Origin of the sequence: Acidovorax radicis (assembly GCF_020510705.1) — a bacterium.
In the GTDB taxonomy this organism is placed as follows: domain Bacteria; phylum Pseudomonadota; class Gammaproteobacteria; order Burkholderiales; family Burkholderiaceae_C; genus Acidovorax; species Acidovorax radicis_A.
The window spans coordinates 3723614-3737793 of sequence record NZ_CP075184.1; the positions used below are offsets into that span (position 1 = coordinate 3723614).

Below are 14180 nucleotides of genomic sequence, written 5' to 3' on the forward strand. Positions count from 1 at the left end.
TAGCACTTCCACCACGCCGCCGCCCAAGAGAGATAGCCGCCTACAAACCAGCCGACCGCGCTCCCCCACAATCCGGCCATGACCGCGCCTTCCACCCCCACGCCGACACCCGCCCCAGCCACCACAGCGGCCGAGCACTCCGAATCCGCCAGCGCGGTGGCCGCAGCATCACCATCCACACAAAGCAACGACGCGGCACCGCCCGAAGCCGCGTCCCCGACGGCCGCCTCCACCATGCCGCCGCCCCTGCAAGCCCCACTCATGCTCCACATGCCCGTGGATGTGCGCAACCTGTCGTTGGCATTGCTGGCCCTGTTTGCCAGCCTGGCGCTGCTGCACTGGGCCAGTGCAGTGTTCATCCCCATCATGCTGAGCCTGCTGCTCACCACTGCGCTGCGCCCGGCAGTGGAGGCCATGAAGCGTTGGCATATACCGCGTTGGCTCGGCGCGGGGGTGTTGCTCATCGCCATCGTGTCGAGTCTGGCCAGCACCGCATGGTCGCTGAGCGATGGCGCGTCGCAGTTGGTGGAGTCACTGCCCGTAGCGGCCAAAAAAGTGCGCGACCGCATCAAGGCGAGCTCTTCCACCGCCAGCCCGCTGGACACGGTGCAAAAAGCCGCAGCCCAAATCGAACAAGCCGCGAATGACAGCAACGCCGCGCCCACCCGCAGAGGTGTGCAACGCGTGGTGGTGGAGCGCACGCCGTTCAACGTGCGCGACTACCTGTGGAGCAGCACCATGGGCCTGATGTCGGCGCTGGGGCAACTGACGGTGGTTATTTTTCTGACCTTTTTTGCGCTGGCCTCGGGCAACCTGTTTCGCAACAAATTGCTGCGCATTGCGGGCACCAGCCTGGAACGGCGCAAGGTCACCATCCACGTGCTGGAAGACATCACCCACCAGATCCAGCGCTATCTGCTGGTGCAGGTGTTCACCAGTTTGCTGGTGGGGGTGGCCACGGGCCTTGCCTACTGGGCGCTGGGCCTCGAAAACGCCGCCGTGTGGGGTGTGGTGGCGGGGGTGCTCAATCTGGCACCCTACATTGGCTCCGCCCTGGTCACAGGGGGATCGGCCCTGGTCGCGTTTTTGCAATTCGGCACCGTCGACATGGCGCTGGCGATTGGTGGCGCATCGCTGGTCATCCATACCCTGGTCGGCAACCTGCTCACCCCCTGGCTCACCAGCCGCACCAGCAGCATGAGCCCCGTGGCCGTGTTCGTGAGCGTGCTGGCCTGGGGCTGGCTGTGGGGCCTGTGGGGCCTGCTGCTGGGCATCCCGGTGATGATGGCCGTGAAGGCGGTGTGTGACCGGGTGGAGGATTTAAAGGCGGTGGGCGAGTTGCTGGGGGACTGAGCGCCTGGCCCGTGGCCGTGACGGCCCGCGCCCCTGCCCCAGGCGGGGGTCGATCACCCCGTATTGCGCAACCCCGCCGCAATCCCGTTGATAGAGATGTGAATCCCGGTCTGCACCCGCTCGTCGCCCTGCCCCGCGCGCCAGCGGCGCACCAGCTCCACCTGCAAATGGTGCAGTGGGTCGATGTAGGGGAAGCGGTGTTTGATGGAGCGCGCCAGCGCGGCGTTGTGCATCAGCCGCTGTTTGTCGCCGGTGATGCGGGTGAGCGCATCGGCCGTGCGGTGCCATTCGGCTTCGATGGCGGTGAACACCTTCTTGCGCAGGCGCGCGTCCGTCACCAGCTCGCTGTAGCGCGACGCCAGGGCCAGGTCGCTTTTGGCCAGCACCATGTCCATGTTGGACAGCAGCGTGCGGAAGAACGGCCACTGGCGGTACATCTTTTGCAACAGTGCCAGCTGGCTCTTGGGCTCTTTGCCCTGCGTGTTCACAAAGGCGTCCACTGCAGATCCAAAACCATACCAGCCCGGCAGCGTGAGGCGGCACTGCCCCCAGCTGAAGCCCCAGGGAATGGCGCGCAGGTCTTCGATCTTCTGGCTGGCCTTGCGTGATGCGGGGCGCGAGCCGATGTTCAGCTCGGCGATCTCGCGGATGGGGGTGGAGTTGAAAAAATACTCGGTGAAGCCTGGGGTTTCGTACACCAACGCGCGGTAGCTGCCCATGCTGGCCAGCGAGAGCTGCGCAGCGGCGTCCAGAAAGGCCTTGGTGGCCGACTTGGTGGGCTGCAGCAACGTGGCTTCGAGCGTGGCGGCCACCAGGGTTTCGAGGTTGCGGCGGCCGATCTCGGGGTTGGCGTATTTGGAGGCGATGACCTCGCCCTGCTCCGTCAGGCGGATCTGCCCGCGCACTGTGCCAGGGGGCTGCGCCAGGATAGCTTGGTAGCTTGGGCCGCCGCCCCGGCCCACGGTGCCGCCCCGGCCGTGGAACATGCGCAGCTGGATGCCGTGGCTGGTGGCCAGCTCGTCAAACAATTCCACCAGCGCAATCTCGGCGCGGTACAGCTCCCAGTTGCTGGTGAAGATGCCGCCGTCCTTGTTGCTGTCGCTGTAGCCGAGCATGATGTCCTGCTCGCCCCCGCTGCGCTGCACGAGTGCGGCCACGCCAGGCAAGGCATAGAACTCGCGCATGATGGGGGCGGCATTGCGCAGGTCTTCGATGGTTTCGAACAGCGGCACCACGATGAGGTGGTTCTTGGACTCGGCGTCCAAGGTTCCATCCATCAGGCCCACCTCCTTTTGCAGCAGCAACACCTCCAGCAAATCGCTCACCGTTTCGGTGTGGCTGATGATGTAGTGGCGGATGGCCTCGTGGCCAAACCGCTCGCGCATCACGCGGGCGGTTTCAAAGATGGCCAGCTCGCCCTGGGTGTGGGCCGAATACTGTGCACCCACCACGCGCAGCGGGCGGGCGTCATTGAGCAACTTGACCAGCAGTGCACGTTTGGCAGCCTCCTGCAGGTCCTGGTAATGCGGTTCGATGCGGGCCGTGGCCAGCAGCTCGGCCACCACCTCTTCATGTTTGTCGGAGCTTTGGCGCAGATCCACGGTGGCCAGGTGAAAGCCGAACACCTGCACCGCACGAATTAAGGGGTGCAGTCGCTCTGCCGCCAACGCGGCCCCTTGGTGGGACTGGAGCGACGCCTCGATCACGCGCAGGTCCGCCAGAAATTCTTCGGCGCTGGTATAGGCGTTTTGCGGTGCCACCGCATGGCGCGCGGCCTCACCGCCGGTCAGGTCCTTGAGCGAGGCGGCCAGACGCGCGTAAACGCCGGTCAGTGCGCGTCGGTAGGGCTCGTCCACGCGGTGCTCGCTGGTGTCGGGCGAGCGTTGTGCCAGTGCGTCCATCTCGGCGGACACCTGCACCAGGCGGGCCGACAGCGACAGCTCGCCGCCCAGAAAATGCACTTCCGTCAGATAGTGGCGCAGCGCCACCTCGGCCTGGCGGCCCAGCGCGTATTGCAGGGTCTGCGCGGTGACATTGGGATTGCCGTCGCGATCGCCGCCAATCCATTGGCCCATGCGCAAAAAGCTGTGCACAGGGTACTGGCCCAGCTCGTTTTCGAGGTCCGCATAGATCTTGGGAATCTCGCGCAAAAACGTGGATTCGTAATAGCTCAGCGCGTTCTCGATCTCGTCGGCCACTGTGAGCTTGCTGTAGCGCAGCAGGCGCGTTTGCCACAGTTGGGCCACGCGGGCGCGCAGCAGGGCTTCATTGGCGGCCAGCTCGCGCGGGGTGAGCGCGTCCTTGGCGCTGTTGTAGAGCTGGGCACGCACCTGGATGCCATCGCGCACCGCCAACAGTTGTGCGATGTCACGCTCGGCGTCCAGGATGCTCTTGCGCTGCACTTCAGTGGGGTGTGCCGTGAGCACTGGCGCCACATAACTGTTGGCCAGCGTCTGTGCAATGGTCTTGGGCGCAATGCCGGCCCAGCGCAGGCGCGACAGGGCGACCTCGATGCTGCCCTCTTGCGTGTCGCCCGCGCGCTCGTGCACGGCGCGGCGGCGGATGTGGTGGCGGTCTTCGGCCAGGTTGGCCAGGTGACTGAAGTAGGTGAAGGCGCGGATCACGCTCACTGTCTGGTCGCCCGACAGCGACTTGAGCAGCTTCTTGAGCGCGCGGTCGGCCTCCTGGTCGGCATCGCGCCGGAAGGCGACGGAGAGCTTGCGCACCTGCTCGACGAGTTCGTAGGCGTCCACCCCTTCCTGCTCGCGGATCACATCGCCCAAAATACGGCCCAGCAGACGGATGTCATCAATCAGGGGCTGGTCCTTGTCAGGTCTTTTCATGCGGGAGTCTCCGGAAATGAATGGAGCGATCCGGCGCCGCATGCCTGCATGACCACAGGCCGCACCAGCCCCGGTGCGGGCGCATGCTAGCATCCTGAGCCGCTGAATAATTACAAACAGGTTACGAACTTGAGCGCCTTGCAAACACCCCCCATCGTCATCGCCACACGCGAAAGCCGCCTGGCACTTTGGCAGGCAGAACATGTGAAGGCCCTGCTCACAGCCCGTGGGCACAGCGTGCAATTGCTGGGCATGACCACCAAAGGCGACCAGATCCTGGACCGCTCGCTCAGCAAGGTGGGCGGCAAGGGCCTGTTTGTGAAAGAGCTTGAAACAGCGCTGGAAGAAGGCCGTGCCCACATCGCCGTGCATTCGCTCAAAGATGTGCCAATGGAGCTGCCCGAAGGCTTTGCCCTGGCCTGCGTGATGGAGCGCGAAGACCCGCGCGACGCCTTTGTGTCCCCCCGCTATGACAACCTGGACGCCCTGCCCCAGGGCGCCGTGGTGGGCACCTCCAGCCTGCGCCGCCAGGTGTTGCTGCAGGCCCTGCGGCCCGACCTGAAGATAGAACCCCTGCGCGGCAACCTGGACACGCGCCTGCGCAAACTCGATGAAGGCCAATACGACGCCATCGTGCTCGCCGCAGCCGGGCTCAAGCGCCTGGGGCTTGCATCGCGCATCCGCGCCACGTTCGAGCCTGCCGCCATGCTGCCCGCCGCTGGCCAGGGCGCCCTGGGTATCGAGGTGCGCAGCGACCGCCAGGACCTGATCGACGCCCTGGCGCCCCTGGCCCACCAAGCCACCTGGCTCACTGTGGCCGCAGAGCGCGCCGTGAGCCGCGCCATGGGCGGCAGCTGCTCGATGCCACTGGCCGCCCACGGCACACTGACCCACGGCGTGCTGCAACTCGACGCTGCCTGGGGCGACCCCGATGGCAACACGCCGCTGGTGCGCGCACAGTCCAGCGCCGCCGTCACCACCCTCGCACAGGCCGAAGCCCTGGGTGATGCCATCGCCCAAAGCCTGCGGGCCGGTGGCGCCCGGGGCGTGACCCCCCACCCCGGTTGACCCGCCCCCGCGCCATGCCCCGGGTGATCGTCACACGGCCCGCGCGCGAAGCCGCGCACTGGGTCGATCAGCTGCAGGCGCAGGGCATCGACGCCATCGCACTGCCACTGATTGCCATTGGCCCGTGCACCGATGCCGCCGCGCGGCACGCCTTGATGCAGGCCCAACAGCAGCTCGGCTACTACCGGGCCCTCATGTTTGTCAGTGGCAATGCCGTGGTTCATTTTTTTGAACAAAAAGAGCCTTTAGCGCTGATAGATAAAGCGTTAAAAGCTATCAAAACAAGAGCATGGGCACCAGGCCCCGGCACCACGCGTGCGCTGGTACAGGCGGGGTTTGCACCCGATCGCATCGACGGCCCGGCCCCGGATGCGCCGCAGTTTGATTCCGAGTCGCTGTGGCAACAGGTGGCCCCGCAGATTCAGCCGGGGGACCGCGTGCTCATCGTGCGCGGCTGCTCCGGCGGCGTCCATGACAACGCCCAGGGCACAGGCCGTGACTGGCTGGCGCGCCAGATCGACGCTGCGGGTGGACAGGTGGACTTCGTGGTGGCCTATGAACGGGGTGCGCCCCGGCTCACGGCCGCCGAGGTGGCGCTGGCGCAACAGGCCACACAAGACGGCTCCATCTGGTTACTGAGCAGCTCTGAAGCCGTGGGCCACCTGGCCCAGGCCCTGCCCGCCCTGCGGTGGGAGACCGCCTGCGCGCTGGCCACCCACCCCCGCATCGCCGATGCCGCGCGGGCAGCGGGCTTTGGCACCGTGCGGGAATGCCGCCCGGCGCTGGAAGACGTGGTGGCATCGATAGAATCGGGGGCATGAGCTCCGCGCCTTCCAACGATCTGCCCCCCGTGTCCGGTGAGGCGCCCGGCGTTGCGCCAGCAGCCGCACCGAATGGGCGCTCTGCCGCCACGCACACGGCCAGCCTTGCGCCGGCCCCCGCAGTCGCCCCCGGGCGCAGCAATGCGGTCACCCTGCTGCTGGGGGCCATGGCGGCGGCGGCGCTCGCCAGCAGCGTCATGCTGTGGCAAAAGCTCAGTGCCATTCAAGAGCAGCTTGCCCGCCAGTCGGCCGATTCGGGTGCGCTGGCCGTCGAGGCCCGCGCCATGGCCCGGCAGGCGCAAGAACTGGTGCGCGACACCGCCGCCCGCCTGTCCGTGACCGAAGCCCGCGTGAGCGAAGTGGCTCTGCAGCGCAGCCAGCTCGAAGAGCTCATGCAGAGCCTCTCGCGCTCGCGCGATGAAAACCTGGTGGTAGATATCGAATCGGCCGTGCGGCTTGCCCAACAACAGGCGCAACTCACAGGCAGCCTCGAGCCGCTGGTGGCCACGCTCAAAACCGCGGCCCAGCGCATTGAACGCGCCGCCCAGCCCCGCCTGGCACCGGTGCAACGCGCCATTGCCCACGATCTTGACCGGCTGACCCGCGCCAGCGTGACCGACACGGCCGGACTGCTCGGCCGGCTCGACGACCTGGTACGCCAGGTGGATGAACTGCCCGTGCAAAACGCCGTGGCGCAGGCGGCAGCCACCAAGCGGCTGCTGGCCACCCCCAGCACACCGCCTCCCAAACCCGCTGGCGAGGGCAATGTGGCCTGGTGGCAGTCCGCGTTGCAGCGCAGCTGGAGCGTGGTGCGTGACGAAGCGCGTGGTCTGATGCGCGTCAGCCGCATCGACCAGCCCGAAGCGATCTTGCTGGCGCCGGAACAAACCTTTTTCCTGCGCGAAAACCTCAAGCTCAAACTGCTCAACGCACGCCTGGGTGTACTGGCCCGCCAGTTTGACTCGGCACGCGCAGACCTGGCTGCGGCCACAGCGGCCCTCAACAAGTATTTCGACCCGGCGTCGCGCCGCACACAAAACGCGGCCACCGCGCTGCAACAGGCCCAGATGAGCATCAAGGCCGCCGAGCTGCCGCGTCTGGACGAAACCCTTTCTGCGCTGGCCACGGCCGCAGCGGGGCGCTGAAGATGGCGCAGCAACACCCCTCTGTGGCGCACAGCCCGATGGATCACTGACATGCGCGCAGCTCTTTGGCTTCTTGCACTGTTTGGCGTGGCTGTGGCCACGGCCCTGTTTGCGGGCAACAACCAAGGCACGGTCACCCTCTACTGGCCGCCGTACCGGATCGACTTGTCGCTGAACCTGGTGATTCTGCTGCTGGTGGGCGGCTTCGCCACGCTCTACGCCGCACTGCGTGCGCTGGCGGCGCTGCTGGAGCTGCCTCACCAGGCCCGCCGCTGGCGCGTGCAGCAAAAAGAGCGCTCGATGCACGGCGCCCTGCTGGATGCCCTCACGCACATGCTTGGCGGCCGTTTCATTCGCTCGCGCAAAGCCGCTGTGGCCGCGCTCTCGCAAGAAAGCGCCCTGGCCGCTGGCGGCGATGCCGTTCCCCACGGTGCCCAACTGCGCGCGCTGGCACACATGATTGCGGCCGAAGCATCACACGCGCTGCAAGACCGCCCCACGCGAGACAGCCATCTGGGCGGCGCCCTGCAAGAGGCGCCCATGCGCGGCACCGTCAACGAACAGGAAATGCACGAAGGCACCCAGATGCGTGCAGCGCGCTGGTCGCTCGACGACCGTGACGCAGGGGCCGCACTCGACCGCCTGGCCGCCTTGCCCCAAGGCGCCGCGCGGCGCACGCTGGCCCTGCGCATCAAGCTCAAGGCCACTCGCCTGGCGCGCCAAACGCAAGAGGCACTCGACACCGCCCGCCTGCTGTGCAAACACCGGGCCTTTTCACCCAGCGCGGCGCAGAGCATCGTGCGCGGCCTGGCCACCGAACTCATCAACAGCGCCCATGACACGGCGCAGCTGCAGCAGATCTGGCTGTCGCTGGAAACGTCGGAACGCAACATGCCCGAGTTGGCCATCCACGCCGCCCAGCGGCTGGAGGCGCTGGGTGGCGACGCCACACAGGTCCGCGCTTGGCTGCTGCCCGTCTGGGAACGCATGGTGGAGCGGCCCGACGCGCTTTCCGACCAACATGCGCTCAAGCTCGTGCGAACCCTGGAGGCGAGCCTCGACGCCCTGGATGCCCCCTGGCTGGCCCGTATCGAATCGGCACAACAGGCCAACCCCCGCGACGCCCGCCTGCAATACCTGGCGGGCATGGCCTGCCTCAAACGCCAGCTGTGGGGCAAAGCCCAGCAGTTGCTGACGCAGGCGGCTCAACAGATGGGCGACACCCCGCTGCGCGCCAGTGCCTGGCGCCACCTGGCGGAACTCGCCGAGCAACGCGGCGACGACAGCGCCGCAGCCAGTGCCTGGAAACAGGCCGCGCTGGCGCACTGACGAGCGCACGGGGCCACGGCACCGCCGCGTCATGGCGTGGCGGCGTGGCGCCATGAAGAGCCATCGCAAAGCCGCACCACCCACTGGCTCTGGCGCCAGCGGCGGGCAGCGCGCCTTCATCGGCCCCCGTCTATGCACCGCGAAAGCGGCGCCAACACCGATCAACGCCGCCTCATTGTCGAAACTGCCACCGTGCCTGCCTGCCTACCTACCTGCCGACCTGACAGGGCAATGCCCTGGCGCGTCTCACAAGCGTTACCGCCGTGTGTGGGCACAACATTGGGGAACTTTGATTGATTGAACCTCATCAATTCATTTTTTTTGAATTGAACCGTCAATCTGCCTGAAGCCTGGCAGCGCCCTGGTTTCCTACACTGGCCTACCCCTGAACTACGGCCACCGCGCCCGCCACACGGCAGCCGACTGGCCCCACCTCATTGCCTGCTTGATGAACACTCCGTCCCCCGCCACAGCGGACTCCCCCCGCCGCTACACCCGCACCGCCATGCTTTTGCACTGGGTATTGGGGCTTGCACTGATCGGGCTGTTTGGTATGGGCATCTACATGGCCGACCTGCCGTTTTCGCCCCAGCGGCTGAAGCTGTACAACTGGCACAAATGGGCCGGCGTGAGCCTTCTGGTGTTGTCTGCACTGCGGCTCGCGTGGCGGGCCACCCACCGGCCGCCACGCCTTCCCGCAGCACTGGTCAAGGCCATGCCCACTTGGCAAAAATTGGCACACCAAGGCACCCACCACCTGCTTTATGTGTTGTTTCTGGCAGTGCCGCTGATTGGCTGGGCCTATAGCTCTGCCGCTGGTTTCCCCATCGTGTTCCTGGGCCTGTGGCAATTGCCCGACTTTGTGCCCGTGAGCAAGGATCTCGCCGAAGCCATCAAGCCCTGGCACCAGTACTCGGCCTTCGCCATGGCAGCCCTGGTGGTGGCGCATGTGGCGGCAGCGCTCAAGCACCAATTCATCGACCGCGACGGCCTGCTGGCCCGCATGCTGCCCGGCAAATGAAACACCCCATGCGACGCCTTCCCCTCATGGAGGCGACGCCTTCGCTGCGGGGCGGCCCTTGGCTTGCACCCCTGGTCTGGGCCGCGCCAGTTTCAGGCGCTTCGCGCAGTGCCATAGATCACTGATACGGCTTTCACTTTCTGTGTTTTGAACGGAGTTTCCGCATGTATTTGCCCTCTTCCCTGTCCCGCATCGTGCTGGGTGCCGCCCTGGCCGCTGGTGCCCACGCCGCATGGGCGCAGCAACAACTGGTGCCCGCCCAAAGCGAAGTGCAATTCACCGCGCGCCAGATGGGTGTGCCGCTGGACGGGCATTTCAAGAAGTTCAGCGCCCAGGTGGCGTTTGACCCCACCAAGCTGGCTACCAGCAAGATCACTTTCACAGTCGACACCGGCAGCGCCACGCTTGGCTCGCGCGAGACCGATGCCGAACTGCCCAAACCCGTCTGGTTCAACGTGCCCAAGTTTCCGCAGGCGCAGTTCGAGTCGTCCGCCATCAAGGCATTGGGCGCGGGCAAGTTTGAAGTGGCCGGCAAGCTCACGATCAAGGGCAACGCCCAAAACGTCGCGATCCCCGTGACGCTGACCCAGAGCGGCGCCACCACCACCGCCACAGGCACCCTGCCCATCAAGCGCCTGGCCTTCAAGATCGGCGAAAACGAATGGGCCGACACGTCGATGGTGGCCGATGACGTGCAGGTCAAGTTCAAGCTGGCGCTGACGGGCGTGGGCAAGCTCTGACAAGGCCCCCTGCGACCGCCATCCATTCACGCAAGTCGCACGCCCCGACGCATACCGTTTTCGTTTTTTTCATCAGGAGTTTTTTCATGCGCAAATCCCTCTTCGCCCTGGCCGCAGCCGCCTGCTTGTTCACCGGCATGGCCCAGGCCCAGTCGGCCAACTACGCCATTGACCCGACCCACACGTTTGCCACGTTTGAGATCAATCACTTTGGTGCCACGGTGAACCGGGGGCGCTTCGACAAGAAGGAAGGCACGGTTCAATTCGACAAGGCTGGCAAGTCGGGCAAGGCCGAGGTCACGTTTGACGTGACCTCGATCAATACCGGCACGCCCGCGTTTGACAAGCACCTGCAAAGCGCCGACCTGTTCGATGCCGCCAAGCACCCCACGATGAAGTTCGTCTCCAGCAAGTTCGTCTTCAACGGCGACAAGGTGGCCAGCGTGGAAGGCAATCTCACTTTGCTGGGCAAAACAGCCCCCATCACACTCAAGGCCAACCAGTTCAACTGCTACGACAGCCCCATGCTCAAGCGCGAAGTGTGTGGCGGCGACTTCGAAGCCACCATCGACCGCACCCAGTGGGGCATGAACTACGGCGTGGAATGGGGTTTTGCCAAGAACGTGCGCCTGGTGGTGCAGATCGAAGCCGTGAAGCAGCAATAAACCGGCATTCAGCACGACGCGACTGTCTGCGGGGGCGTTGCGAACGCCCTGCCTCACCAACCACCCACGGCAGCGATGCCCTGGGTGGTTTTTTTTTTGGCGCTGCGAGATGTGTCATGCGGGAATCAACAATTCACTTAACGTAAATCAATTACGAATAGTAGAATTAGAAATACCCCATGAAGGAGCCCCCGCATGAACGACGCTCTCAAGCCCGATCTGGCCACTTTGCCTGCCCCTGCGGCAGTCCAGCAACTGCACCACTACGCCTACAAGGCCCGCGACGCCGAGGAAACACGCCACTTCTACGAAGACATCCTGGGCCTGCCGCTGTACCACATCATCCAGAGCGACTACGTGCCCAGCACCGGCGAATACTGCCCTTACACGCACTTTTTCTTTCGCCTGCAAGACGGTTCGTTCATCGCCTTCTTCGACCTGGGTGACGACGTGAAGGCCGAGCCCTCGCCCAATACGCCGCTGTGGGTCAACCACATCTCGTTTCGCGTGGACACGGTGCAGGAGCTGGAGAACACCAAAACCCGCCTGCAGGCCTTTGGCGTGGAGGTGCTGGGCGTCACCGACCACCACATCTTCAAGAGCATTTATTTCTTTGACCCCAACGGCATCCGCCTGGAGTTGACGGCACAGCTGGCCGATGCCCAGGCGATGGCCAAGGACAGCACCGTGGCCCACGCGCGGCTCAACGAGTGGACGGCGCGCAAAGAGCAGTGGCGCAAGGAACGTACTGCGGGCAACACCGCCGACCCGCTCAAACCCCAGCAGAACGACAGGCCCGAGTTCGTGCGCAAATAAGTGCAAAGCGCCGCCCGCCCAGGGGAGGGAGCGCCTTGTCAGGCTCCAGAAATATGGGGAAAACAGGCTCTAGCGCTTTATTGACAAGCGCCAACAGCTATCAAAAATATAGCTTACAGCTGATGACTACCAACTGACGGTTGATGGCTCGCCACCCTGGCGACCTCGGCGGGGTTGGCCGCCAGCGCCTGTTACTGGGCCTGTTACTGGGCCTGCTGATGGGCCCGCATGATCTGGTGGCGCTGCCAGTAGTGCGCCACCGCTGCGTTGAAGGCGTCTTTTTCCTTCTTCAGCCCGGACAACTTGATCTTGCTGGTTTTGGCCCCCAGCATGCCTTTTTCTGGGTGAACCACCACCAGGGCGTTTCCAAAGCTGCTTTCCTTGAACTGCAGCGACTTGATGGCGTCCCAGAACACCGTGGTTTCGTCGGCAGAAGTACGGATGCCGTCGATGCTGATCTCCACCGTATCAGCCCCCTTGAGCGCAAAGACCACGGGTGGGAAGTACTGCAGCACCAGCGCTCGCTCCTCGTCGTTGGCAGGCTCATAGCGATAGGCCAGGCTGCGCTCGTGGTCCTGGGCAAACTGCTGCTCGTACTCGCTCCACAGCCGCTGCTCGATCGCGTCGGCCGTAACGATCTCCTGCACCCAGGTGGCAGCAGGGGCACGCACGGCGATGGCGCTGTAATCCTGCGCCTTGAGCGCCATGCCCACGTTGCGCAAACGCTCGGGCATGGCAGGGTGCGAGTCGAACGGGTGGGGCACATTGGCCGTCTTCATCGCCCCCAGAAAATCGTCGGATGCCGCATACGGCGCCAACCCCTTGGCCACAAAGTGCGCGATGCCCAGTGTCGTGTTGTCGTGCCGCTCGCTGCGGCCAAACAGCTCGTCTTCGATCTTGGTGCGGTACTGCGCATAGGCGGCAATCTTGACCAGCGACTGGGCAATGGCTGCGGGAGACACCAGCTTGGCGGCGATGCGATCGGCCTTGAACTCGCGCGCGCGGCTGTCGCTGGCCAAGGCGATCTCGAAGATGGTGCGGTACAGATCGAGCAGCGGCGACACCACGGCCGTCAGCCCGCCGGTGCGCATGGCGTGGCGGTAATGGTCAAACTGCACCAGCTTGGGGCCTAGCTGGGCGCTGCTTTGGGTGTCGCCCCCGCGCAAATGGGCCAGTTCGTGGCCAAACACGGCATCGGCCTCCGACTGGTCAAGGATGCGCAGCAGCGGCAGGCTCACAAACAGCGTGCGCCCCGTGAGCGTCTGGTTGCCCACGGCCAGCGGGGCTTCGGTGACGAAGAAGTTGGCATCAATGCCCGCCACGATGTGCTGCGGCGGCTCGGTCTTGAGGCGCTGGGCCATGTGGCGAATGCGCTTCCACAGCAGCGGTGCATCGGCCTCTGACACCAGCTCGCCCACGGCGCGGCTCTCGGGCTGCACGCGCCTGAAAATGCCCGCCACTGCAACGAACACCCCGGCCGCCACGGCCAGACCGACCACGATGATGAGCTTGGGTGAATACTTGTGGAAGAAAAAGGCGGTCACCCAGAACGACAACCACACCGCCATGGCGCCCTGCAGCACCAGGGCCACCGCGCTGGCAACCGTCGTCAGGCGCCAGCCCGTGACGAAGCTCTTGTATTGCAGCTTGCGATCGACGAAGGCCAGGGCGCCCAACCCCAGCACGGCCAGCAGCAGCGCGGCCCCGGCCATCAGGGTCCACAAAGACACCTTGCGGGCCATGTTGAACTGCCACACATCAGAGAACCGTGCGCACAAGGCCTCTCGGTAGTCCTGCGCCTCGGGGTCGGTGCTGCCGCAGATGGTGGACGGCGGATTGCGGCGGTAATAGTCCTTGCGCGCCTGTTTCTCGGCGGGCTGCATGCCCTGCCCCAGGTCGATGCGCTGGCCGATGCCCTCGACAAAGCGGGCGTCCTGGTCGCGCTGCGCATACCCGGCGAACACGTAGGTCACCGCAGGAAGCACAAACAGCGCGAGCAGCGCATACACAAAGACCTTGGCCAGGCCCACTCGCAAGGCGGATTGAAACGTCATGGGATTCGGATGGTTGTTATGGCCCAGCCAGCGGTACGCAGGGCGCGAAGCCCTTTCGTGTCCGTCTTGGCGAAGACCGTTGTTGTAGGTGGTGATCCGGCAAACACACATGGAGCTCAGTTCGCGTTGCCGCGCCCTCCTCGCTCCATGGGGCGCGATTATTGGGGCGCACAGACGGCCTCGCCGAGGCACAAGGTAACAATTGGATAGAAACGACCGACAGGCGGTCACAAGACGTTGCGCGCAGGCCATTGCCCCGTCAGGCCGCACCAGCGTGGCACTCCCTTAAAATGCTCGGCTCACCCTCTTGTCTGTCGAGGCGCCC

The 14180-nt window shown here is 65.1% G+C and carries 11 protein-coding genes; 9 read left to right on the forward strand and 2 right to left on the reverse strand.

The window, feature by feature from the left end:
- The first annotated feature begins 78 nt into the window (after positions 1-78).
- Positions 79-1353 (forward strand): AI-2E family transporter, encoded by a 1275-nt coding sequence (locus KI609_RS17070; protein WP_413463334.1) that lies wholly within the window; start codon positions 79-81, stop codon positions 1351-1353.
- A 53-nt stretch (positions 1354-1406) separates the two neighbouring features.
- Here the strand turns inward: KI609_RS17070 and ppc are convergent, their stop codons facing one another.
- Complete coding sequence (gene ppc / locus KI609_RS17075; protein ID WP_226444753.1) at positions 1407-4196, reverse strand: phosphoenolpyruvate carboxylase; 2790 nt, start codon at positions 4194-4196, stop codon at positions 1407-1409.
- A 129-nt stretch (positions 4197-4325) separates the two neighbouring features.
- Between ppc and hemC the strand changes: the two genes are divergently transcribed.
- From hemC to KI609_RS17115, 8 genes are all read left to right on the forward strand, one after another.
- Positions 4326-5264, forward strand: a complete 939-nt coding sequence (hemC, locus tag KI609_RS17080; RefSeq protein ID WP_226444754.1) for a hydroxymethylbilane synthase — start codon at positions 4326-4328, stop codon at positions 5262-5264.
- A 14-nt stretch (positions 5265-5278) separates the two neighbouring features.
- Positions 5279-6085 carry a uroporphyrinogen-III synthase gene (locus tag KI609_RS17085; protein ID WP_226444755.1) on the forward strand — a complete coding sequence of 269 codons (807 nt, stop codon included), beginning with the start codon at positions 5279-5281 and terminating at the stop codon, positions 6083-6085.
- Complete coding sequence (locus tag KI609_RS17090) at positions 6082-7230, forward strand: uroporphyrinogen-III C-methyltransferase (protein WP_226444756.1); 1149 nt, start codon at positions 6082-6084, stop codon at positions 7228-7230. The genes KI609_RS17085 and KI609_RS17090 overlap by 4 nt, the downstream gene beginning before the upstream one ends.
- Before the next feature lie 51 nt (positions 7231-7281).
- Positions 7282-8559 (forward strand): heme biosynthesis protein HemY, encoded by a 1278-nt coding sequence (locus KI609_RS17095; protein WP_226444757.1) that lies wholly within the window; start codon positions 7282-7284, stop codon positions 8557-8559.
- 448 nt (positions 8560-9007) lie between these two features.
- Positions 9008-9580 carry a cytochrome b gene (locus tag KI609_RS17100; RefSeq protein WP_226444758.1) on the forward strand — a complete coding sequence of 191 codons (573 nt, stop codon included), beginning with the start codon at positions 9008-9010 and terminating at the stop codon, positions 9578-9580.
- A 164-nt stretch (positions 9581-9744) separates the two neighbouring features.
- Positions 9745-10320 (forward strand): YceI family protein, encoded by a 576-nt coding sequence (locus KI609_RS17105; RefSeq protein WP_226444759.1) that lies wholly within the window; start codon positions 9745-9747, stop codon positions 10318-10320.
- Between the two features lie 86 nt (positions 10321-10406).
- On the forward strand, positions 10407-10985 hold the full coding sequence (locus KI609_RS17110; RefSeq protein ID WP_226444760.1) for a YceI family protein: 579 nt from the start codon (positions 10407-10409) through the stop codon (positions 10983-10985).
- 195 nt (positions 10986-11180) lie between these two features.
- Entirely contained in the window at positions 11181-11801 is a 621-nt protein-coding gene (locus KI609_RS17115) for a VOC family protein (protein WP_226444761.1), read from the forward strand.
- A gap of 203 nt (positions 11802-12004) precedes the next feature.
- Here the strand turns inward: KI609_RS17115 and KI609_RS17120 are convergent, their stop codons facing one another.
- On the reverse strand, positions 12005-13855 hold the full coding sequence (locus tag KI609_RS17120) for a M48 family metallopeptidase (protein ID WP_226444762.1): 1851 nt from the start codon (positions 13853-13855) through the stop codon (positions 12005-12007).
- Positions 13856-14180 lie beyond the last annotated feature (325 nt).

Bases quoted from the DNA above. Each gene is read 5' to 3' on its own strand.
- KI609_RS17070 (WP_413463334.1), top strand. From the start codon at position 79: ATGACCGCGCCTTCCACCCCCACGCCGACACCCGCCCCAGCCACCACA.
- KI609_RS17085 (WP_226444755.1), top strand. From the start codon at position 5,279: ATGCCCCGGGTGATCGTCACACGGCCCGCGCGCGAAGCCGCGCACTGG.
- KI609_RS17105 (WP_226444759.1), top strand. From the start codon at position 9,745: ATGTATTTGCCCTCTTCCCTGTCCCGCATCGTGCTGGGTGCCGCCCTG.
- ppc (WP_226444753.1), bottom strand. From the start codon at position 4,196: ATGAAAAGACCTGACAAGGACCAGCCCCTGATTGATGACATCCGTCTG.
- KI609_RS17100 (WP_226444758.1), top strand. From the start codon at position 9,008: ATGAACACTCCGTCCCCCGCCACAGCGGACTCCCCCCGCCGCTACACC.
- KI609_RS17120 (WP_226444762.1), bottom strand. From the start codon at position 13,855: ATGACGTTTCAATCCGCCTTGCGAGTGGGCCTGGCCAAGGTCTTTGTG.
- KI609_RS17115 (WP_226444761.1), top strand. From the start codon at position 11,181: ATGAACGACGCTCTCAAGCCCGATCTGGCCACTTTGCCTGCCCCTGCG.
- KI609_RS17110 (WP_226444760.1), top strand. From the start codon at position 10,407: ATGCGCAAATCCCTCTTCGCCCTGGCCGCAGCCGCCTGCTTGTTCACC.
- KI609_RS17090 (WP_226444756.1), top strand. From the start codon at position 6,082: ATGAGCTCCGCGCCTTCCAACGATCTGCCCCCCGTGTCCGGTGAGGCG.
- KI609_RS17095 (WP_226444757.1), top strand. From the start codon at position 7,282: ATGCGCGCAGCTCTTTGGCTTCTTGCACTGTTTGGCGTGGCTGTGGCC.